This is a genomic window from Streptomyces sp. NPDC040432 (genome assembly GCF_055595445.1).
The window spans coordinates 19,477-39,708 of the sequence record NZ_JBVIVP010000017.1; the positions used below are offsets into that span (position 1 = coordinate 19,477).

Here is a 20,232-nt window from a genome sequence, read left to right on the forward strand (position 1 = left end):
AAATAAGCTTGAACACATTCGTTCTGGCGAAGTCTCCGAAGGGGAAGACGTGAACAAGGCGCAGCTCGTAGAAGCGATTGCCGACAAGGTCGGAGGCCGCCAGCAGGCCGCCGACGCCGTCGACGCGGTACTCGACGCGATCGTCCGCGCAGTCGTCGCGGGCGACCGGGTCTCGGTCACGGGCTTCGGCTCGTTCGAGAAGGTCGACCGGCCCGCCCGCTACGCCCGCAACCCGCAGACGGGTGAGCGCGTCCGGGTCAAGAAGACCTCTGTTCCCCGCTTCCGTGCGGGCCAGGGCTTCAAGGACCTGGTCAGCGGCACCAAGAAGCTGCCCAAGGGCGGCGAGGTGTCCGTGAAGAAGGCGCCCAAGGGCAGCCTGAGCGGCGGCGCGTCGGCGACCGTCAAGAAGGCCGTGGCCAAGAAGGCCACCACCGCCAAGAAGGCCGCGGCGAAGACCGCGGTCGCGAAGAAGACCACGCCCGCGGCGGCCAAGAAGACGACCGCCACCGCCAAGAAGGCCACCGCCACGGCGAAGAAGGCCACGCCCACGGCGAAGAAGGCCACGGCGACCGCGAAGAAGGCGGCCGTGAAGTCCACGACGGCGGCGGCGAAGAAGACCACCGCCAAGAAGACCGCCCCCGCGGCCAAGAAGGCCACCGCGAAGACCACGGCGCCCGCCACCAAGAAGGCGACCGCCCGCAAGACCACCGCGAAGAAGACCACCGCTCGCAAGAAGTAGGGCACGAGTCACACACGCCGGGCCGGTTTCCCTTTCCGGGGGAAGCCGGCCCGCGGTGCTTTCCCCGCAGGTCGGACGGGGTGGGGCGGAGGTGGCGGTGGCGGTGTCAGAAGGTCTGCAGGGTGATCAGCGTGATGCGCAGGGCCGCGCCCTCGCCGTCCGTCTCGATCCGTACCCGCTGCCCGGGGCGCAACAGCCGCAGACCGCCCGCGTCGAAGGCCGGGGCCCCGAAGGGCACCGGGGTGCCGTCGTCCAGCAGCACGCTGCCGCTGCGGGTCTGGGAGTCGTACGTGTACGCGGTCGCCTGCATACGCGCACTGTATCGGGCCGTGTGGCGGCCCACACCGAGGGTGAGGGCCGTGCGCAGATCGGCGGCGGTGTCCACGTCCCGGCGCACGCTCTCGACGCCCGGCAGGGCTATTTCCACCGCTCCCGAAGCCGAATGCCGGGCCCGGGACGGTCCCCCGAACGAGGGTGCCAATTCCACGTCCGGAGCAGCGGAAAGCAGAGTCGTCCCGATTCCCGCCGCATCGGCCAGAAATGCCCTGGGAAATGTCGATGCGTTATCGAGCACGCGTAGCAATTCCGGTGGCCGCAAAGCGGGCAGATCGGCGTTCAGCGCGGCCACCCGGGCCCCGGGACGTCCCCTGCGCACCGCCCCCGCACCGTGCGCGAGGGCCGCGTTGAGCCCGGCGCCCGGGGAGTCGGGGAGGATCCTCGCCCCCAACCTGGCCAGTTCCGCACCTGCCAGGAAATCGTCCGTGACGACCACCACATCCGCCACCGCCGCGCAGGCCAGGGCCCCGGCGACGGTGTCCTGGGCGAACGCCAGCGCCAGCCCCGGACGGGACGCGCCGACGGCCGCCGCGAGCCGGCTCTTGGCCAATGCCAAGGGTTTGAGCGGAACCACCAGACTCCACACGGCGTTCGTGGCGGACTCCTTCCCTCCGGTGCACTTCCGCACCCGCCAGGGCCATCAGTAGGTCATGACCTGGTCATCAGTCGGCCCATTGTCGCCCCGGACCGGCCACTGGGGGGCCCGGTGGTGCGGGCGGGGCGTACGGTGTCCTCGACAGAGACCGGACCTGGGGCGAGACTTGTCCGGCCGATGAGGTGCCCAAGCCGCGCACCGGTCCTAGAGGAAGGTGTCCGAGTGTCCCGCCGCAGAATCGGCTTCTGGTACCGCCTCGCGGCGGTCATCGCGAAACCGCCGCTGGTAGTGCTCTTCAAGCGGGACTGGCGGGGAATGGAGCACATTCCGGCCGACGGTGGATTTATCACCGCCGTCAATCACAACTCGTATCTGGACCCGCTGTCCTACGCGCACTTCCAGTACAACACCGGCCGGGTGCCCCGATTGCTCGCGAAGGCCGGACTCTTCAAGGTGCCTTTCGTCGGCATGATCCTCCGCGGCTCCGGCCAGATCCCCGTCTACCGGGAGACCACGAACGCCCTGGACGCATTCCGGGCCGCCGTGGACGCCATCGAACGCGGTGAATGCGTGGCCTTTTACCCCGAAGGCACCCTGACCCGGGATCCCGAGATGTGGCCGATGGCCGGCAAGACCGGCGCAGCCAGGGTGGCGCTGATCACCAAGGCGCCCGTCATTCCGGTGGCCCAATGGGGCGCGAATCTCGCGATGCCGCCCTATGCCGAGGAGAACAAGCTCCGCCTGTTCCCCCGCAAGACCCTCCAGGTCATCGCCGGGCCGCCGGTGGACCTCTCGGCCTTCCTGGACCGGGAACCCACGCCGGACGTCCTCAAGGGCGCCACCGAGGCCATCATGGCCGACATCACCAAGCTCCTGGAGGAGCTGCGCGGCGAGAACGCCCCCGCGCAGCCCTACGACCACCGCAAGGCCAGGGCGCAGCAGCGGCGCAACGCCGCGGGGGAGGGCAACAAGTGACACGTCCCGTGAAGGTGGCCGTCTTCGGAACCGGCTCGTGGGGAACGGCCTTCGGCATGGTGCTCGCCGACGCCGGCTGCGAGGTGACCCTGTGGGGCCGTCGGCAGGAGCTTGCCGACGCCATCAACAACGGCCGGACCAACCCCGACTACTTCCCCGACGTGGAACTGCCCGCGAACCTGCGGGCCACCACCGACGCGGCCGAGGCGGCGAGCGGCGCCGACTTCGCGGTCCTGGCGATCCCCTCGCAGACCCTGCGCGGCAACCTCGCCGCTTGGGCGCCGTTGCTGCCCGCCGACGCCGTCCTCGTCTCCCTGATGAAGGGCATCGAACTCGGCACGGCCAAGCGGATGAGCGAGGTCATCGAAGAGGTGGCCAAGGTCCCCTCCGAGCGGGTCGCCGTCGTCACCGGCCCCAACCTGGCCCGCGAGATCGTCGCCCGGCAGCCCGCCGCCTCGGTCGTCGCCTGCGTGGACGAAGCCGTGGCCCAGCGGCTCCAGGCCGCTTGCCACACCCCGTACTTCCGCCCGTACACGAGCACCGACGTCATCGGCTGCGAGCTCGGCGGCGCCGTCAAGAACGTCATCGGCCTCGCCGTCGGCATCGCGGACGGCATGGGCCTGGGCGACAACACCAAGGGCTCGCTCATCACCCGCGGACTCGCCGAAGCCACCCGGCTGGGCCTGGCCATGGGCGCCGACCCGCTCACCTTCTCCGGTCTCGCCGGCCTCGGCGACCTCGTCGCGACCTGCTCCTCGCCGCTCTCCCGGAACCACACCTTCGGCACCAACCTGGGCCGCGGGATGACCCTGGAGGAGACCATCGCGGTCACCAAGCAGACCGCCGAGGGGGTCAAGTCCTGCCAGTCCGTGGCAGATCTGGCCAACCGGTACGGAGTGGACATGCCGATCACGGACACCGTGGTCGACATCGTCCACCACGGCAAGCCCACGCTGGTCGCACTGAAGGAACTCATGGGGCGCAGCGCCAAACCGGAACGGCGCTGACACCTTTCCGGACGTTCGAGCGGGTACCCTCGTGGCGATATGAGCAGCGAGAACCTCCCCCAGACCCCTGAGCAGCAGGGCCGCAAGCCCCGCGTGGCCGTCGTGTTCGGCGGCCGCAGCTCGGAACACGCCATCTCGGTCGTCACGGCCGGCGCCGTGCTGCGTTCCATCGACCGTTCCAAGTACGAGGTGCTGCCCATCGGCATCACCACGGACGGCCGGTGGGCGTTGACCGCCGACGAGCCCGAGCGCATGGCCATCGCGGACCGCGAGCTGCCGAGCGTGGAGACGCTCGCCGACTCCGCCGACGGCACCGTCGTGCTCTCCGTCGACCCCGCCAGCCGCGAGGTCGTCTACACCGAGCCGGGCGCCGTTCCCAAGGCCCTGGGCGAGGTCGACGTCGTCTTCCCCGTCCTGCACGGCCCGTACGGCGAGGACGGCACCCTGCAGGGCCTTCTGGAGCTCTCCGGGATCCCGTACGTCGGCTCGGGCGTCCTCGCCTCGGCCGTCGGCCAGGACAAGGACTACATGAAGCGGGTCTTCACGTCCTTCGGACTGAAGGTCGGCCCGTACCTGACCATCCGCCCCCGTGAGTGGGAGGCCGACCAGGACGCCGCCCGGGCGAAGGTCCTGGACTTCGCCGCCGAGCACGGTTGGCCGCTGTTCGTGAAGCCCGCCCGCGCGGGCTCCTCCATCGGCATCACCAAGGTCGACGACGCCGCCGGGCTCGACGCCGCGGTCCGCGAGGCCCGCCGGCACGACCCGAAGATCATCGTGGAGGCGCTGCTGCGCGGCCGCGAGATCGAGTGCGGGGTGCTGGAGTTCGAGGACGGCCCGCGCGCCAGCGCCCCCGCGGAGATCCCGCCGGTCTCCAGCCACGACTTCTACGACTTCGAGGCGAAGTACATCGACTCCGCCTCCGGGATCGTGCCCGCCCCGCTCACCCCGGAGCAGACCGCCGAGGTCCAGCGGCTCGCGATCGAGGCGTTCGACGCCGCCTCCTGCGAGGGCCTGGTGCGCGCCGACTTCTTCCTCACCGAGGACGGCGAGTTCGTCATCAACGAGATCAACACGATGCCCGGCTTCACGCCGATCTCCATGTACCCGCGCATGTGGCAGGAGTCCGGCATCGAGTACCAGGAGCTGGTGGACCTGCTCATCCAGGCGGCGCTCCGCCGCTCCACCGGGCTGCGCTAGCAGGCGGCCCGGGTCCCGGACAGCCGACCGCCCGCCGCCGCGCTCATCGAGCGCGGCGGCGGGCGGCGGTGTGCGGGAGGGCGGATCGGCGGGCGGCGGGACGGATCCCGGTGGGGGCGGATCCGGTGGGGACGATTCAGTAGGACGAGATGCCGACGGGCACGGACTCGGCAACGGCGCCGGACAGACCGACCAGCATCCCGGCATCCGTGGCATGCTCCTTGTCGACCAGGACCTCGGTGTAGGCCAGCCGCGACCCGGTGGTGAACCGGAACCCGCCGTCGTCCGTCTTCTCCAGCAGCCAACCGACGCCGTTCACCTCGACGCCCTCCTGCTTCGGATCGGCCATCTTGGGGGGCTTGGGGATACCGCACCGCAGTACGATCGCCGAGCCGCCCCACGCGGCCGTCAGATCGGAGCGCGGTTCGGTGGTGGTCCGCGCCAGCCCGGCCACCTCCTCGGGGAGCTTCTCGTGCAGCGTCGCACAGAGCCCCGCGACGTCGGTGGGCGGAGCGGGCGGCGGAACCACCCTGGCCCGGGCATCCCCCGGGGCACAGCCCGCGAGGGTCAGCAGGGCCGCCGCGGCGGCGGGCAGGGCCAGCAGACGGAGCGGCCGGCGGTGCAGTGACATCACCGGCCCAGAGTAGACGGGGGCTACAGATGGACCACCGGGCAGGTCAAGGTGCGGGTGATGCCCTCCACCTGCTGGACCTTGGCCACCACCATGCGGCCCAGATCGTCGACGGTGTCGGCCTGGGCGCGCACGATCACGTCGTAGGGGCCCGTCACGTCCTCGGCCTGGATCACCCCCGCGATCTGGCTGATGGACTCGGCGACGAACGACGCCTTGCCCACCTCGGTCTGGATGAGGATGTACGCCTGTACCACGGAACCTCCAGGACGGCCACGAGGATCATTTCCCCTAACCTTCGGATGGGCCCGGGGACAACGGGCGGGCCCCGGCACGAAGGGACGCCACGGTACCGCGTCGCCGCGTGCCGCGGGGAGACCCTTCCTGTACGTGCCGTGGGGAGATCCGATGGACCCGGTGCCACGCACGGCGGGGCGTACGGAGAGCTGAAGTTGACGTATCTGTTGACGGTACCCAGAGCTGTGACGGCTCGCGACCGCAAGCGGACTTGCCAAGAAGGGGCACAGCGATGAAGGGCACTGTGGGCGAGCTGGGGGAGTTCGGGCTCATTCGGGAGCTCACCTCACGGCTCACCACCACCCCGGCGGTCCGGCTCGGACCGGGCGACGACGCCGCGGTCGTGTCGGCACCCGACCGCCGGGTCGTGGCGAGCACGGACATCCTGCTGGAGGGCCGGCACTTCCGGCGCGACTGGTCCACGGCCTACGACGTCGGCCGCAAGGCCGCCGCGCAGAACCTGGCCGACATCGCCGCCATGGGCGCGGTACCGACCGCGCTCCTGCTCGGTCTGGTCGTCCCGGCGGAACTGCCCGTCACCTGGCCCACCGAGCTGATGGACGGCATCCGCGACGAGTGCCAGGTCGCGGGCGCGGCCGTGGTCGGCGGGGACGTCGTACGCGGCGACGCCATCACCGTCGCCATCACGGCCCTCGGTGACCTGCGCAACCACGAACCCGTGCTGCGCTCGGGCGCCCGGCCCGGCGACGTCGTGGCCGTGACGGGTTGGCTCGGCTGGTCCGCGGCCGGGTTCGCGGTGCTCTCGCGCGGCTTCCGCTCCCCGCGGGCCTTCGTCGAGGCCCACCGCAGGCCCGAACCGCCGTACCACGCGGGACCGGCGGCCGCCGGACTCGGCGCCACCGCCATGACCGACGTCAGCGACGGACTGATCGCCGACCTCGGGCACATCGCCGAGGCCAGCAAGGTGCGCATCGACGTGCGGTCGGGAGCCGTGGACATCCCCACCCAGATGCACGACATCGGGCAGGCCGTCGGCGTGGACCCGCTCCAGTGGGTGCTCACCGGGGGAGAGGACCACGCCATCGTGGCGACGTTCCCGCCCGACGTGAAGCTGCCGGCCCGCTGGAAGGTCATCGGGGAGGTCCAGAACCGTTCCGCGCTGCCCCAGGTGACCGTGGACGGCGCCCCCTGGACCAGCACCGGCGGCTGGGACCACTTCGGCGCCGACCCGGCCGCCGAGGAGAACCTCCGATGAACGGCGTCGCCCCGCCGCTGTGCCTGACCGTCGCCGGATCCGACTCCGGCGGCGGCGCCGGCATCCAGGCCGACCTCAAGGCGATGCTCGCCCTCGGCGTGCACGGCATGAGCGTGCTCACCGCCGTGACCGCCCAGAACTCCCTCGGCGTGCACGGGGCCTGGGAACTGCCGCCCGAGGCCGTCACGGCCCAGTACCGGGCCGTCGTCGACGACATCGGGGTGGGGGCGGTCAAGACCGGGATGCTGGCCTCCGCCGTACTCGTCGAGACCGTGGCGGAGCTGCTGGCCGGCACGGACGCACCGGCGGTCGTGGACCCCGTGGGCGTCTCCAAGCACGGGGACGCCCTGCTCGCCGCCTCGGCGCTGGACGCCGTACGCCGGGAACTGCTGCCGCGGGCCACGGTCGCGACGCCGAACCTCGACGAGGTCGCCCAGCTCACCGGCATCCTCGTCGAGGACGAGGACGGCATGCGCCGGGCCGCCGACGCGATCCTCGGCCACGGGGCGCGGTGGGCACTCATCAAGGGCGGCCACCTCGTGGCGCACGGCGGCGAGGCCGTCGACCTGCTCACCGACGGGACCGCGGAGACCTGGCTCCGCGCGCCCCGCCACGACAACCGGCACACGCACGGCACGGGCTGCACGCTGGCCGCCGCCGTCGCCGCCGGACTGGCCCGGGGCCTGACCGTCCCCGAGGCCGTCACGGCGGCCAAGGCCTACGTCACCGGCGCCATAGCCGCCGGCTTCGCCCTCGGCGGCGGCATCGGACCCGTCGACCACGCCTGGCAGTGGCGGAGCCCGCAGCCGGACGTCTAGGGAATCCCTCCCGGAGCCTGCGGGAGCCCGTCGGTCAGGTCCGCGTCGTCCGGTGCAGGGCGGCGCGGCCCCGGCGGGACCAGCAGGCGGCGGCCCGGCCCGGGACGGTTCCGGGCAAGGCAAAAGGCCGGTTCACCTGGGTGAACCGGCCTTTCTGGCAACCGTAAAGGGCTGCGCGACGACGACGGAGGCCGTCAGCGCGAGACCTTGCCGGCCTTGATGCACGAGGTGCAGGCGTTGAGGCGCTTCGGCGTCCCATTGACCACGGCACGGACGCGCTGGATGTTCGGGTTCCAGCGACGCGAGGTGCGGCGGTGCGAGTGGGAGATGCTGTTGCCGAAGCTCGGCCCCTTGGCGCAAACGTCGCAGTTGGCAGCCACAGGTCACTCCAAAGACTTCAGATGCAATTACAGTGAAATCCGGCGCACCGGAATCAGAGATCTGAAGTGGCTTGCCGGACGAATGGCCCGACTCTCGACGGGCAACCTGAGCAGCATACAACGACTGCTTCGGTCCAAGAAAACTACCATGTGAGCCACCGGCCACGCCCCGGGGTCCCCGGCCGGCGGCCACCCTTCGTTACCCTGCGGTGAACCCTGGCCCGCACAAGGAGGAACGCCCGGTGGCGAACGAGCCCGGCCCGCACACCCTCGACGCCGAAGCGGTGCGCACCTGGAGCTCGCTGGCCCTGGCCGCACTGGGCCGGGCCCGCGAGGACATCGACGCGATCAACGTCTACCCCGTCGCCGACGCGGACACCGGCACCAACCTCTACCTGACCGCCGAGGCGGCCGATCGCGCGCTCACCGAAGCCTTCGAGAAGGCCGGCGCCGGAGTGACCGAAGGCACAACCGGGACCGCCTCCCTGTCCGAGGCCGTCCGGGCCTACGCGCACGGCGCCCTCATAGGCGCCCGCGGCAACTCCGGCACGATCCTCGCCCAGCTGCTGCGCGGGGTGGCCGACGTCCTGGGCGCCGAGGACGCCGCCCCCGACCGGGACCGCGCCTCCGGGCCGCTGCTGGCACGGGCCCTGACCCGGGCCGCGGAGGAGGCGTACCAGGCCGTCGCACACCCCGTCGAGGGCACCATGCTCACCGTCGCGGGCGCCGCCGCGCGCGCCGGGGTGGCCGTGGGGGCCGCCGCGGCCACCGCCGCCGACGTCGCCCGGGCGGCGTACGACGGCGCCCGCGCCGCCCTCGCCGAGACCCCCGGGCAGCTCGCCGCGCTGAGCCGGGCCGGGGTCGTGGACGCCGGGGGGTGCGGGCTGGTCGCCGTGCTCGGCGCCCTGTGGCAGGCGCTGTCCGGCGATGCGCCCGCCGACGAGCCGGTGCGCGGTCGGGCCGTCCCCGTACCGTCGACGCCGCAGCCCTGCGCCGAGGAACAGGGCGGCCCCGGCTACGAGGTGATCTACCTGCTGGAGGCCTCCGAGGAGGCCGTCGGCGAGCTGCGCGAACGCCTCGACGGACTCGGCGACTCCCTCGTGGTGGTCGGCGGTGACGGCCTGTGGAACGTCCACGTGCACGTCGACGACCCCGGAGCCGCCGTGGAGGCCGGCGTCGTCGCCGGCCGGCCGTACCGGATCCGCATCACGCACTTCGGTGACGAACGCCGCCGCGCCAAGGCCCCGCGCGCCCAACGGGCCGTGGTCGCCGTGGTCCCTGGCGAGGGGCTGGCCGCGCTGTGCGGGGAGGCCGGCGCGACCACCGTGCTGGCCCGCCCCGGCGAGGCGCCCGCCGTCACCGAACTCGTCGACGCCGTGGCCCGCGCCCACGCCCGCGAGGTCATCCTGCTGGCCGGCTCCGTCGAACTGCGCGCCGCCGCCGGAGCCGCCGCCGAGCGGGCCCGCGCCGACGGCGTCCGGGTGGCGGTGATCCCCACCCGATCCGCCGTGCAGGGCCTGGCCGCGCTCGCCGTCCACGACCCCGACGCCGACTTCGACGAGGACGTCGTCGCCATGACCGCCGCGGCCGGCGCCACCCGGTACGCGGAACTCGCCGTCGCCGAGGCCCGTTCCTTCACCTCCGCCGGCATCTGCCAGGCCGGTGACGTGCTCGGACTCATCGACGGGGACGTCGCCGTCATCGGCTCGGGCCTTCCCGAAACGGCCGAGGCGGTGCTGGAACGGATGCTCGGCTCCGGCGGCGAGCTCGTCACCCTCGTCCTGGGACCCGAGGTCCCCGACACCCTGGCCACGCACCTGGAGGCGTACGTCCAGCACGGACACCTGGCCGTCGACACCGTCACCTACCGCGGCGGACGCTGGTCGGCGCCCCTCCTCATCGGGGTGGAATAGCGGGCTTGTCGGCGCCATGGTGTGCAATGGAACACGTGCCCGCGCTCGACGAAGACCTCAAGAAGACGCTCGGCCCCGCCACCGCCAAGGTGCTGGCCGAGCAGCTCGGCCTGCACACGGCCCTGGACCTCCTGCACCACTACCCCCGGCGGTACGCCGAGCGCGGCGAGCTCACCTCGCTCGCCGAACTCGCCGACCAGATCGACGAGCACGTCACCGTCGTCGCCCAGGTCGCCGACGCCCGCCTGCTGACCTACCAGGGCAGCCGCGGCGGCGGGAAACGCCTGGAGGTGACCATCACCGACGGCAGCGGCCGCCTCCAGCTGGTCTTCTTCGGCGCGGGCGTCCACAAGCCGCACAAGGACCTGCTGCCCGGCAGCCGCGCCATGTTCGCGGGCAAGGTCTCGAAGTTCAACAACAAGCTCCAGCTGGCCCACCCCGCCTACGAACCCCTCGGCGCGGACGCCTCCGACCGGGACGCCGCCACCGCCTTCGCGGGCCGGCTCATCCCGATCTACCCGGCCTGCGCCAAGATGGAGTCCTGGAAGATCACCAAGTGCGTCGACGCCGTACTGCCCGGCGTCGCCGAGGTCGTGGACCCGCTGCCGCCCGCCCTGCGCGAGGGCCGCGGCCTGGTCCCGCTCACCGAGGCCCTCCTCAAGATCCACCGACCCACCACCAAGGCGGACGTCGAGGACGCCCGCCAACGCCTCAAGTGGGACGAGGCCTTCGTCCTCCAGGTCGCCCTGGCCCGCCGCCGGCACGACGACTCCCAACTCCCGGCCGTCCCGCGCCGCGCCGCCCCCGGCGGCCTCCTCGACTCCTTCGACGCCAAGCTGCCCTTCACCCTCACCGAGGGCCAGCAGAACGTCTCGAAGGAGATCTTCGACGACCTCGCCACCAGCCACCCCATGCACCGGCTCCTCCAGGGCGAGGTCGGCTCCGGGAAGACGATGGTCGCCCTGCGGGCCATGCTCGCCGTCGTCGACTCCGGCGGGCAGGCCGCGATGCTCGCGCCGACCGAGGTGCTCGCCCAACAGCACCACCGGTCCATCACCGAGATGATGGGCGAACTCGCCGAGGGAGGCATGCTCGGCGGCTCCGACCGGGGCACCAAGGTGGTGCTGCTCACCGGGTCGATGGGCATGCCCGCCCGCCGGCAGGCCCTGCTCGACCTGGTCACGGGCGAGGCCGGCATCGTCATCGGTACCCACGCCCTCATCGAGGACAAGGTCCGCTTCCACGACCTCGGCCTCGTCGTGGTCGACGAACAGCACCGGTTCGGCGTCGAACAGCGCGACGCCCTGCGCTCGAAGGGCAAGCAGCCCCCGCACCTGCTCGTCATGACGGCCACCCCGATCCCGCGCACCGTGGCCATGACCGTCTTCGGCGACCTGGAGACCTCCGTACTCGACCAGCTGCCCGCCGGACGATCCCCGATCGCCACGCACGTCGTACCCGCCAAGGACAAGCCGCACTTCCTCGCCCGCGCCTGGGAACGGGTCCGCGAGGAAGTCGAGAACGGCCACCAGGCGTACGTGGTCTGCCCCCGGATCGGGGACGGCGAGGACGAGCCCAAGAAGAAGAAGGCCGCCGAGGAGGACGGCGACAGGCGCCCCCCGCTCGCCGTCCTGGAGATCGCCGAACAGCTCGTCAAGGGCCCCCTGTCCGGGCTGTCCGTCGAGGTGTTGCACGGCCGGATGGACCCCGCCGACAAGGACGACGTGATGCGCCGCTTCGCCGCCGGCGAGGTCAAGGTGCTGGTCGCGACCACCGTCATCGAGGTCGGGGTGAACGTCCCCAACTCCACCGTCATGGTGATCATGGACGCGGACCGGTTCGGCGTCTCCCAACTCCACCAGCTGCGCGGTCGCGTCGGCCGCGGCACCGCCCCCGGCCTGTGCCTGCTGGTCAGCGAGATGCACGAGGCCAGTCCCGCCCGGGCCCGGCTGGGCGCGGTCGCCGCCACCCTCGACGGGTTCGAACTGTCCCGGATCGACCTGGAACAGCGCCGCGAGGGCGACGTCCTCGGCCAAGCCCAGTCGGGCGTGCGCTCCTCGCTGCGCATGCTCGCCGTCATCGAGGACGAGGAGGTCATCGCCCAGGCCCGGGAGGAAGCCACCCGCGTCGTCGCGACCGACCCGGACCTGGAAGGACTGCCGGGGCTGCGGACCGCACTCGACGCCCTGCTGGACACCGAGCGCGAGCAGTACCTGGAGAAGGGCTGAGCGGTGCCTTCCGGGCGGCACGACCTATCGTGGGGTTCGAGAGCGAAACCGCCCCCACCCGCCCACCCAGCGAAGGAACCCCAGATGACCCGCGTGATCGCCGGCACCGCCGGCGGGCGGCGGCTGACCGTGCCGCCCGGCACCGGCACCCGTCCCACCTCCGACCGGATGCGCGAGGGGCTCTTCTCCACCTGGGAGTCGCTGCACGGCCTGGACGGCGCCCGGGTCCTCGACCTCTACGGCGGCTCCGGCGCCGTGGGCCTGGAGGCCCTCTCCCGGGGCGCGGCCCACGCCCTGCTCGTGGAGGCCGACGCCAAGGCCTCCCAGGCCATCCGGCAGAACATCACGACCCTGGGGCTGCCCGGCGCCGAGTTCCGGCCGGGCAAGGCGGAGCAGATCGTCGCCGCGACCGCGCAGGGCGAGCCGTACGACATCGTCTTCCTGGACCCCCCGTACGCCGTCGAGCACGGCGATCTTGGCGAGATCCTCCTCACACTCCGGTCCAATGGCTGGCTCACGGACGATGCGCTCGTCACCGTGGAGCGCAGCACGAGGAGCGGTGCGTTCCCGTGGCCCGAGGGGTTCGAGGCGCTGCGTTCGCGCAAGTACGGCGAGGGCACGCTTTGGTACGGTCGCGCCGCCTTCACCAGCGAAGATTCATGATGCCCGCACGGGAGAGCGAGGGACTTCAGTTGCGCCGCGCCGTCTGTCCGGGGTCGTTCGACCCCATCACCAACGGACACCTCGACATCATCGGCCGGGCCTCCCGGCTCTACGACGTGGTCCACGTCGCCGTGATGATCAACCAGTCCAAGCAGGGCCTCTTCAGCGTCGAGGAACGGATCGAGCTGATCCGTGAGGCGACCGCCGACTACGGAAACATCGAGGTCGAGTCCTTCCACGGCCTGCTCGTCGACTTCTGCAAGCAGCGGGACATCCCGGCCATCGTCAAGGGCCTGCGCGCCGTCAGCGACTTCGACTACGAGCTCCAGATGGCCCAGATGAACATGGGTCTCTCGGGCGTCGAAACGCTGTTCGTGCCGACCAACCCGACCTACAGCTTCCTGTCGTCCTCCCTGGTCAAGGAGGTCGCGGCCTGGGGCGGCGACGTCGCCCACCTGCTTCCCGCGCACGTGCACGCGGCGCTGATCGAGCGACTCGGCTCCAGGTGACCCGGCGGCGGGCGGACCGGGATCCACCGGTCCGCGCCGCACACGGGCCCGGTGGCCCTACAGTCGTCTCCTCAGCCGTCCCGTCCGTCCCGGCACCGGCCCGGGGCAGAGAGTGCGAGCCCCCATGGACGTACAGAAGAAGCTGGACGAGATCGTCGCGGCCGTCGGCGCGGCCCGGTCCATGCCCATGTCGGCCTCCTGCGTGCTCAACCGCACGGAGCTCCTCGACCGGCTCGACGAGGTGCGCCGGGCCCTCCCCGGTTCGCTCGAACAGGCACGGGAACTGCTCGGGGGCCGGGAGCAGATGGTCGAGGACGCCCGACGGGAGGCGGAGCGGATCATCGGGTCCGCGCACGCCCAACGGGGCGCGCTGATCGCCGACACCGAGGTGGCCCGCCGCTCGCAGGCCGAGGCCGACCGGATCCTGGCGGACGCCCGTCGTGAGGCCGAGGAGATCCGGGCCGAGGCGGACGACTACGTCGACAGCAAGCTGGCCAACTTCGAGGTCGTCCTCGGCAAGACCATCGGCGCGGTGGACCGGGGCCGCGAGAAGCTCCTGGGCCGCGCCCCGGACGGGCAGGGCCACGGCCACCCCGACGACGCGGACGCCCCCGAGGGCAGCCTCGATCCGCAGACCCTGCGCGAGCAGGCCGACGCGTACGTCGACACGAAGCTGGCGACGTTCGAGGCGGTGCTCGCCAAGACCCTGGAGGCCGTCGGCCGGGGCCGTCAGAAGCTCCTGGGCCGCGCCCGGGAGGACGACCTCGGCGCGCACATGGCCGCCCAGGACGCGGCGGCGGACCGGGCGGGAACGCCGTCGAGCGACGCGGACTTCCTGGCGGGCCTGGCCGAACCCGCTCCGGCGCACGCCCCGATCCCCGCACAGGCGCAGCCGCAGCCCGCGTACGAGCCGTACTACCCGCAGCCGGTGGCCGCGCAGCAGGACGCCTACGGCTACCAGGACCCCTACGCCGCACAGGCGTACGGCACGCAGCAGCAGGCCGCGTACGTCGATCCGTACGGCGGCGGGCAGCACCACGACCCGTACGCGGCGTACCAGCAGCAGCCCCAGCAGCAGGCCCAGCAGCCCCGGGCGGCGCTCGACGAGACCAGCTTCTTCGACACGAGCATGATCAACCTGGACCAGCTGCGCCAGTACGAACAGGGACGCTAGCCCGGATTGGGCGCACGGCGCGTCGCCGGGTATCCTGGCACTTCGGTCGCGCGTATGCACCGCGATCCATGCTGCCCGTAAGCGGTTCTTCGCTTGTGTGGCAGGTACTTGATCTTCAACGATCCGTGAAAGCAGGAACGGCCCTGAATACCCGCCTTGACCACCGCGACCCCCTCGTGTTCGACACGCACGAACTGGGTCGGCGTCCGGGTGCCATGCAGCGGTTGTCCCGTGAGATCGCGACCCCGGCGGACTTCGGTCTCTCCGGTGTCATCGGAGTGCCGGAAGGCACCCCGATGAAGCTCAACCTCCGCTTGGAGTCGGTCATGGAAGGGGTGCTTGTCACAGGCACCGCCCGTGCATCGGCCGTGGGGGAGTGCGTAAGGTGTCTGGAGTCCGTCGAGCGTGAGCTCAAGGCGGACTTCCAGGAGATGTTCTCGTACCCTGACGCCGACGACCGGACCCGCTCCAACGCGGAGCCGGCCGACGACGCCGAGGACGACGAGGACACGCTCTACCTAGAGGACGGCTTGTTCGACCTCGAACCCGTGCTGCGCGATGTGGTGGTGCTCGCACTGCCCATGCAGCCGGTGTGCCGGGAGGACTGTCTCGGACTGTGCCCCGATTGCGGGCTCAGCCTGAACGACGACCCGGAACACCACCATGACGCCGTCGACATCCGTTGGGCGGCATTGCAGGGACTCGTCGTGACCGATCAGGACGACGAGAAGGACAACATGAGCGGCACTGCCTCTGACGGAGTTCAGGGCGCCGCCGAGAAGCAGGAGAAGTAGCCGTGGCTGTTCCGAAGCGGAAGATGTCGCGCAGCAACACGCGCCACCGCCGGTCGCAGTGGAAGGCTGCGGTCCCCACCCTGGTTTCGTGTGAGCGTTGCCAGGAGCCGAAGCTCCAGCACATTGCGTGCCCGAGCTGCGGCACCTACAACAAGCGCCAGGTCCTCGAGGTCTGAGCGGCTGGTGAGAGGCGCAATGTCTGAGCTGTCCAACGCTGAGAAGCAGGCAGACAGTAACAACGCGGCCTCGTCCCACACGCTTCTGGAAGGGCGGCTCGGGTACCAACTCGAGTCCGCCCTTCTGGTGCGTGCGCTGACCCACCGTTCGTACGCGTACGAGAACGGCGGTCTGCCCACCAACGAACGCCTGGAGTTCCTCGGGGACTCCGTGCTGGGCCTGGTGGTCACGGACACGCTGTACACCACCCACCCCGACCTGCCTGAAGGCCAGCTGGCCAAATTGCGGGCCGCGGTGGTCAACTCGCGTGCGCTGGCGGAGGTGGGGCGCGGCCTCGAACTCGGCTCCTTCATCCGGCTCGGCCGGGGCGAAGAGGGCACGGGCGGCCGGGACAAGGCCTCCATCCTCGCCGACACCCTTGAAGCGGTGATCGGCGCGGTTTACCTCGATCAGGGCCTCGACGCGGCCTCGGAGCTGGTTCACCGGCTCTTCGACCCGCTCATCGAGAAGTCCTCCAACCTCGGGGCCGGCCTGGACTGGAAGACCAGTCTCCAGGAGCTCACGGCGGCTGAGGGCCTCGGCGTACCGGAATATCTGGTGACCGAGACCGGACCGGACCACGAGAAGACCTTTACCGCTGCCGCCCGCGTCGGTGGTGTCTCGTACGGCACCGGCACCGGTCGCAGCAAGAAGGAAGCGGAACAGCAGGCAGCGGAGTCCGCCTGGCGCGGGATCCGCGCCGCCGCGGACGAGCGGATCGCGGCAGCCGCCGTGATCGCGGCGGCTCCCGCCGCCGTTCCGGCCGAGGACGACGGGGCGCCGACGCCCGCCGAACCGACGCCGGGCGCCTGATCGAACCGCCCCTTCGGGTTCTCCCCGCCCGCCCTCTGCTCCGGCAGGGGGCGGGCGGACCCGTTTCCGGGGCTGTTTCCCGATCCCTTTCCGAGCGGCGGCGGGCGGCCGGTAGGCTCGCCGAAGCCCCCCGTCCGTGGATCTCCGGAGGAGAACGCCGTGCCCGAGCTGCCCGAAGTCGAAGTCGTGCGACGCGGGCTGGAGCGATGGGTGGCCGGTCGGACGGTCGCGTCCGTGGAAGTGCTGCATCCCCGCGCGGTACGCCGTCACCTCGCCGGCGGAGCCGACTTCGCCGCGCGCCTGGTCGGCCGGACCATCGGGGTGCCGCGGCGGCGCGGCAAGTACCTGTGGCTGCCGCTGGAGGGCGGGGACCTCTCCGTGCTCGGCCACCTCGGGATGAGCGGACAGCTGCTGGTGCAGCCGACCGGGGCCCCCGACGAGAAGCACCTGCGCATCCGGGTCCGCTTCGCCGACGACACCGGCACCGAGCTGCGCTTCGTCGACCAGCGGACGTTCGGCGGACTGTCCCTGCACGAGAGCGTCGCCGACAGCGCCGAGGGGCTGCCCGACGTCATCGCGCACATCGCGCGCGACCCGCTGGACCCGCTCTTCGAGGACGGGGCCTACCACCTCGCGCTGCGCGCCAAGCGCACCACCGTGAAGCGGGCCCTGTTGGACCAGTCGCTGATCAGCGGGGTCGGCAACATCTACGCGGACGAGGCGCTGTGGCGTGCGAAGCTGCACTACGAGCGCCCCACCGCCACCTTGACGCGCCCCCTGAGCACGGATCTCCTGACCCACGTGCGGGACGTCATGAACGCCGCGCTCGCCGTCGGCGGTACCAGCTTCGACAGCCTGTACGTCAACGTGAACGGCGAGTCGGGCTACTTCGACCGTTCGCTCGACGCCTACGGCCGAGAGGGTGAACCCTGCCGTCGCTGCGGCACGCCGATGCGGCGCCGCGCCTGGATGAACCGGTCCAGCTACTTCTGCCCGCGCTGTCAGCGCCCGCCGCGCTCCGCGTCGTAGGTCCCCCGGGAGACCAGGACCTGGTCCATGCTGCCTTCGAGGAAGTGGATGAGCGCGAGCAGTCGGTCCGCGACCTCCCGGCCCAGCGGCGTCAGCTCGTAGTCGACGCGGGGCGGGTTGGTCGGCTGTGCCTCGCGGTGGACGATGCCGTCGCGCTCCAGCGCGTGCAGCGTCTGCGAGAGCATCTTCTCGCTCACGCCGTCGACCCGGCGGCGCAGCTCGTTGAAGCGGCAGGGCCCTTCGCGCAGGGCTCCCACCGTCAGGCTGCCCCAGCGGCCGGTGACGTGCTCCAGCGTTTCCCGGGAGGGACAGGTGCGCGCGAAGACGTCGAACGGCAGGTCCGCGCCGGCGGCATCGGTACAGACAGGTGACTCCATACGTACAAGCGTACCCCCGGGTAGCGCTAACTGTCTGCTTGCGCTTTCGAAAAGTTAGTGCTTCTCTTTCTCTCGTCGCACAGCGGCACCCACCGCACCGCTCCTGAGGAGAACCGTCATGTCCGCAGTCACCCCCGCCCCCGTCGTATCGATCGCCTACCACTCCGGGTACGGGCACACCGCGGTCGTCGCCGAGGCCGTGCGGGCGGGAGCCGCCGCGGCCGGCGCGACCGTCCACCTGATCAAGGTCGACGAGATCGGCGAGGCCGAATGGGAGCTGCTCGACGCCTCCGACGCCATCGTCTTCGGCTCCCCGACCTACATGGGCACCGCCTCGGGCGCCTTCCACGTCTTCGCCGAGGCCACCTCGAAGCGCTGGTTCGGCGACGTGTGGCAGGACAAGGTCGCCGCGGGCTTCACCAACTCCGGGTCCAAGAGCGGCGACAAGCTGCACACCCTGCAGTTCTTCCAGACGTTGGCCGCGCAGCACGGCATGAGCTGGGTCAACCTGGGCCTGAAGCCCGGCTGGAACTCCACCACGGGATCCGAGTTCGACCTGAACCGCCTCGGCTTCTTCTCCGGCGCCGCGGCCCAGAGCAACTCCGACGAGGGCCCGGAGGGCGTGCACAAGGCCGACCTCGCGACGGCCGAGCACCTCGGCCGTCGGGTGGCCGACCACACCCGCGTGGTCGTGGCGGGCCGGGCGGCGCTGCTGGCGACCGTCGCCGCCTGATCGGACGTCGGGCGCCCGGGGCTCCTAGAAGCCGAAGTCCTGGGTCCACCAGGGGCCGCCGGACGCGACGTACACGCCGACGCCCAGAGTGCGGAATTCGCAGTTGAGTATGTTCGCCTTGTGGCCCGGGCTGTTCATCCAGGCCTTCATCACGGCGTCGGCGTCACCCTGGCCGCGCGCGATGTTCTCGCCGCCCATGCCCGAGATCCCGGCTTTGTCGGCCCGCATCCAGGGGGTGTTCCCGTCCGGGTCGGTGTGGTCGAAGAATCCCCGGACCGCCATGTCCTTGCTGAAGGCCCCGGCCAGCGCGGCGAGCGGCGGATTGGCCCGGACCGGACCGCAGCCCGCCATCGCGCGTTCCTGGTTCACCAGGGTGAGGACGGCCGCCTCCTCGGCGTTGTGGCCGTCGTCGGGCTTCGGGGCGGTGGGCTTCGGCGCCGGCGGCTCGGGCTTCGCGGGCTCGGGCTTCGCGGGCTTGGGTTCCGCGGGCTCGGGGGCGGGCGGCTTCGGGGCCGGTGGGGCGGTGGTCCGCTCCGGCTCCGGTTCCTTCGAGGAGGGGGCCGTCGAGGGGGAGGTCGAGGGCGTCGGTGACGACGGGTCCGAGGCCGAGGCCGAAGGGGACGGCGAGGTCGAGGCGCCGGTGGAGGCGGACGGGCCGGTCGTGCCGCCCTTGCCGGCGGGGGCCGAGGAGGCGCGGCCCGACAGGCCGGCGAGGCCGCCCTGCGGTTCCGGAGTCCGGTCCGCCCTCGCGGTGGGGTCGGCCTTCGCCTCGGTCCGGTCGGCGCCCGGTCCCACGTAGGGGAACGAACCGCCCACCGGGACGAAGCCGGTCGTCACGGCCGCCGTGCCGAGCGCCACGGCCACCGAGACGCCGAGCAGGCCGGTGCGCACGGCGGTGCGGCGCGTGACGCCCCGGCGGGGCGAAGCGGCGTGGAGTCGGTGGCGTCCCATCGGCGGCTCGCCCTTCCTTGCAAGATCAACCTTTAATCACCCGAACGGGTGAGGTATTGGTGGGGGACTGTAGTCCATGACGCCAGGGGGCGATGTGACCCGAAAGTGTTTGCCCCGTTAGCGTTCACGCATGAATGAAGAAGTCCGGCTGACCGCCTGGGTGCGTGGCCGTGTACAGGGAGTGGGCTTCCGTTGGTTCACCAGGGCGAATGCTCTGGAGATCGGCGGCATGGTCGGATTCGCCCTCAATCTGGACGACGGACGGGTCCAGGTGGTGGCCGAAGGTCAACGTGAGAATTGCCACCGGCTGCTGGATTGGCTCCACTCCGCCGACACGCCCGGGAGGGTGGACGGTGTGACGGAGATCTGGGGCACACCGCGTGGCGGCTACGACGGGTTCGGGATGCGGTGATCTTTCGACCGATCATGAATTGATCGGACTCGCGGCTCGCACGCACATGGTCGGATCTGCGCATTCATCGCCGACGCGTTGCCGCGGGCGCCGATCCGTGGAAGGCTCGGAGACGAGGATGATCTCCGCGACCCTTGCGCGGACCGGGCCGCCCGCCGATACGGGGCGTGATCGTGTTGACCGTCAAACTTTTTGGTGAGACGCTGGAAGCCCCGCGCACCTGAGCTGT

The 20,232-nt window shown here is 71.5% G+C and carries 22 protein-coding genes and 1 pseudogene; 17 read left to right on the forward strand and 6 right to left on the reverse strand.

Annotated elements, in window-relative coordinates:
- Positions 1–49 precede the first annotated feature (49 nt).
- Entirely contained in the window at positions 50–739 is a 690-nt protein-coding gene (locus tag ACZ58N_RS28040; RefSeq protein ID WP_471165217.1) for an HU family DNA-binding protein, read from the forward strand.
- Positions 740–1,052: 313 nt separating this feature from the next.
- On the opposite strand, the pseudogene cofC reads toward ACZ58N_RS28040, so the two are convergent.
- Positions 1,053–1,703: pseudogene (cofC, locus tag ACZ58N_RS28045) on the reverse strand (2-phospho-L-lactate guanylyltransferase); the annotation flags it as partial.
- Between the two features lie 189 nt (positions 1,704–1,892).
- Here cofC and ACZ58N_RS28050 point away from each other — a divergent pair.
- From ACZ58N_RS28050 to ACZ58N_RS28060, 3 genes are read left to right on the forward strand one after another with little or no spacing between them, the layout of a single operon-like run.
- On the forward strand, positions 1,893–2,645 hold the full coding sequence (locus tag ACZ58N_RS28050) for a lysophospholipid acyltransferase family protein (RefSeq protein WP_471165219.1): 753 nt from the start codon (positions 1,893–1,895) through the stop codon (positions 2,643–2,645).
- The gene (locus ACZ58N_RS28055) at positions 2,642–3,652 is read left to right on the forward strand and encodes an NAD(P)H-dependent glycerol-3-phosphate dehydrogenase (protein ID WP_471165222.1); all 1,011 of its coding nucleotides are present in this window, start codon (positions 2,642–2,644) and stop codon (positions 3,650–3,652) included. The genes ACZ58N_RS28050 and ACZ58N_RS28055 overlap by 4 nt, the downstream gene beginning before the upstream one ends.
- A gap of 39 nt (positions 3,653–3,691) precedes the next feature.
- Positions 3,692–4,849: a D-alanine--D-alanine ligase family protein gene (locus ACZ58N_RS28060; protein WP_389709286.1), complete on the forward strand. Its 1,158-nt coding sequence runs from the start codon at positions 3,692–3,694 to the stop codon at positions 4,847–4,849.
- A gap of 136 nt (positions 4,850–4,985) precedes the next feature.
- On the opposite strand, the gene ACZ58N_RS28065 is transcribed toward ACZ58N_RS28060, so the two are convergent.
- Together ACZ58N_RS28065 and ACZ58N_RS28070 are read right to left on the reverse strand one after the other, a co-directional pair.
- A complete protein-coding gene (locus ACZ58N_RS28065) occupies positions 4,986–5,480 on the reverse strand; it encodes a DUF3515 domain-containing protein (RefSeq protein ID WP_471165491.1) in 495 nt (164 codons plus the stop codon).
- 23 nt (positions 5,481–5,503) lie between these two features.
- The gene (locus tag ACZ58N_RS28070; RefSeq protein WP_281206340.1) at positions 5,504–5,737 is read right to left on the reverse strand and encodes an Lrp/AsnC ligand binding domain-containing protein; all 234 of its coding nucleotides are present in this window, start codon (positions 5,735–5,737) and stop codon (positions 5,504–5,506) included.
- A gap of 272 nt (positions 5,738–6,009) precedes the next feature.
- On the opposite strand from ACZ58N_RS28070, the gene ACZ58N_RS28075 reads away from it, so the two are divergent.
- Both ACZ58N_RS28075 and thiD read left to right on the forward strand, forming a co-directional pair.
- On the forward strand, positions 6,010–6,993 hold the full coding sequence (locus ACZ58N_RS28075; protein WP_471165225.1) for a thiamine-phosphate kinase: 984 nt from the start codon (positions 6,010–6,012) through the stop codon (positions 6,991–6,993).
- Positions 6,990–7,811 (forward strand): bifunctional hydroxymethylpyrimidine kinase/phosphomethylpyrimidine kinase, encoded by an 822-nt coding sequence (gene thiD / locus ACZ58N_RS28080; RefSeq protein WP_471165228.1) that lies wholly within the window; start codon positions 6,990–6,992, stop codon positions 7,809–7,811. Before ACZ58N_RS28075 ends, thiD begins: the two co-directional genes overlap by 4 nt.
- A gap of 194 nt (positions 7,812–8,005) precedes the next feature.
- Here thiD and rpmB read toward each other — a convergent pair whose 3' ends face one another.
- Positions 8,006–8,191 (reverse strand): 50S ribosomal protein L28, encoded by a 186-nt coding sequence (rpmB, locus tag ACZ58N_RS28085; protein ID WP_073911113.1) that lies wholly within the window; start codon positions 8,189–8,191, stop codon positions 8,006–8,008.
- Positions 8,192–8,433: 242 nt separating this feature from the next.
- Here rpmB and ACZ58N_RS28090 point away from each other — a divergent pair, with 242 nt between their 5' ends.
- From ACZ58N_RS28090 to mutM, 9 genes are all read left to right on the forward strand, one after another.
- Positions 8,434–10,104 carry a DAK2 domain-containing protein gene (locus tag ACZ58N_RS28090; RefSeq protein ID WP_471165231.1) on the forward strand — a complete coding sequence of 557 codons (1,671 nt, stop codon included), beginning with the start codon at positions 8,434–8,436 and terminating at the stop codon, positions 10,102–10,104.
- A 26-nt stretch (positions 10,105–10,130) separates the two neighbouring features.
- Positions 10,131–12,332 carry an ATP-dependent DNA helicase RecG gene (gene recG / locus ACZ58N_RS28095; RefSeq protein WP_471165234.1) on the forward strand — a complete coding sequence of 734 codons (2,202 nt, stop codon included), beginning with the start codon at positions 10,131–10,133 and terminating at the stop codon, positions 12,330–12,332.
- 84 nt (positions 12,333–12,416) lie between these two features.
- Positions 12,417–12,995: a 16S rRNA (guanine(966)-N(2))-methyltransferase RsmD gene (gene rsmD, locus ACZ58N_RS28100; RefSeq protein ID WP_471165237.1), complete on the forward strand. Its 579-nt coding sequence runs from the start codon at positions 12,417–12,419 to the stop codon at positions 12,993–12,995.
- Between the two features lie 29 nt (positions 12,996–13,024).
- Positions 13,025–13,504, forward strand: coding sequence for a pantetheine-phosphate adenylyltransferase (coaD, locus tag ACZ58N_RS28105; RefSeq protein WP_471165493.1), 480 nt, complete (start codon positions 13,025–13,027; stop codon positions 13,502–13,504).
- 124 nt (positions 13,505–13,628) lie between these two features.
- Entirely contained in the window at positions 13,629–14,678 is a 1,050-nt protein-coding gene (locus tag ACZ58N_RS28110; RefSeq protein WP_471165240.1) for a cell division initiation protein, read from the forward strand.
- Positions 14,679–14,821: 143 nt separating this feature from the next.
- Positions 14,822–15,472 carry a YceD family protein gene (locus ACZ58N_RS28115; RefSeq protein WP_471165496.1) on the forward strand — a complete coding sequence of 217 codons (651 nt, stop codon included), beginning with the start codon at positions 14,822–14,824 and terminating at the stop codon, positions 15,470–15,472.
- A gap of 2 nt (positions 15,473–15,474) precedes the next feature.
- Positions 15,475–15,648: a 50S ribosomal protein L32 gene (gene rpmF / locus ACZ58N_RS28120; RefSeq protein ID WP_003965982.1), complete on the forward strand. Its 174-nt coding sequence runs from the start codon at positions 15,475–15,477 to the stop codon at positions 15,646–15,648.
- 19 nt (positions 15,649–15,667) lie between these two features.
- Positions 15,668–16,501: a ribonuclease III gene (gene rnc / locus ACZ58N_RS28125; protein ID WP_471165242.1), complete on the forward strand. Its 834-nt coding sequence runs from the start codon at positions 15,668–15,670 to the stop codon at positions 16,499–16,501.
- A 159-nt stretch (positions 16,502–16,660) separates the two neighbouring features.
- Positions 16,661–17,530: a bifunctional DNA-formamidopyrimidine glycosylase/DNA-(apurinic or apyrimidinic site) lyase gene (gene mutM / locus ACZ58N_RS28130; protein WP_471165244.1), complete on the forward strand. Its 870-nt coding sequence runs from the start codon at positions 16,661–16,663 to the stop codon at positions 17,528–17,530.
- On the opposite strand, the gene ACZ58N_RS28135 is transcribed toward mutM, so the two are convergent.
- Positions 17,503–17,907 (reverse strand): winged helix-turn-helix transcriptional regulator, encoded by a 405-nt coding sequence (locus ACZ58N_RS28135; RefSeq protein ID WP_471165246.1) that lies wholly within the window; start codon positions 17,905–17,907, stop codon positions 17,503–17,505. The genes mutM and ACZ58N_RS28135 overlap by 28 nt on opposite strands.
- Before the next feature lie 118 nt (positions 17,908–18,025).
- On the opposite strand from ACZ58N_RS28135, the gene ACZ58N_RS28140 reads away from it, so the two are divergent.
- On the forward strand, positions 18,026–18,640 hold the full coding sequence (locus ACZ58N_RS28140; protein WP_471165248.1) for a flavodoxin family protein: 615 nt from the start codon (positions 18,026–18,028) through the stop codon (positions 18,638–18,640).
- 24 nt (positions 18,641–18,664) lie between these two features.
- On the opposite strand, the gene ACZ58N_RS28145 is transcribed toward ACZ58N_RS28140, so the two are convergent.
- Positions 18,665–19,591: a CAP domain-containing protein gene (locus tag ACZ58N_RS28145; RefSeq protein WP_471165251.1), complete on the reverse strand. Its 927-nt coding sequence runs from the start codon at positions 19,589–19,591 to the stop codon at positions 18,665–18,667.
- Between the two features lie 130 nt (positions 19,592–19,721).
- On the opposite strand from ACZ58N_RS28145, the gene ACZ58N_RS28150 reads away from it, so the two are divergent.
- Positions 19,722–20,003 (forward strand): acylphosphatase, encoded by a 282-nt coding sequence (locus ACZ58N_RS28150; protein WP_389709262.1) that lies wholly within the window; start codon positions 19,722–19,724, stop codon positions 20,001–20,003.
- The last annotated feature ends 229 nt before the right edge of the window (positions 20,004–20,232 follow it).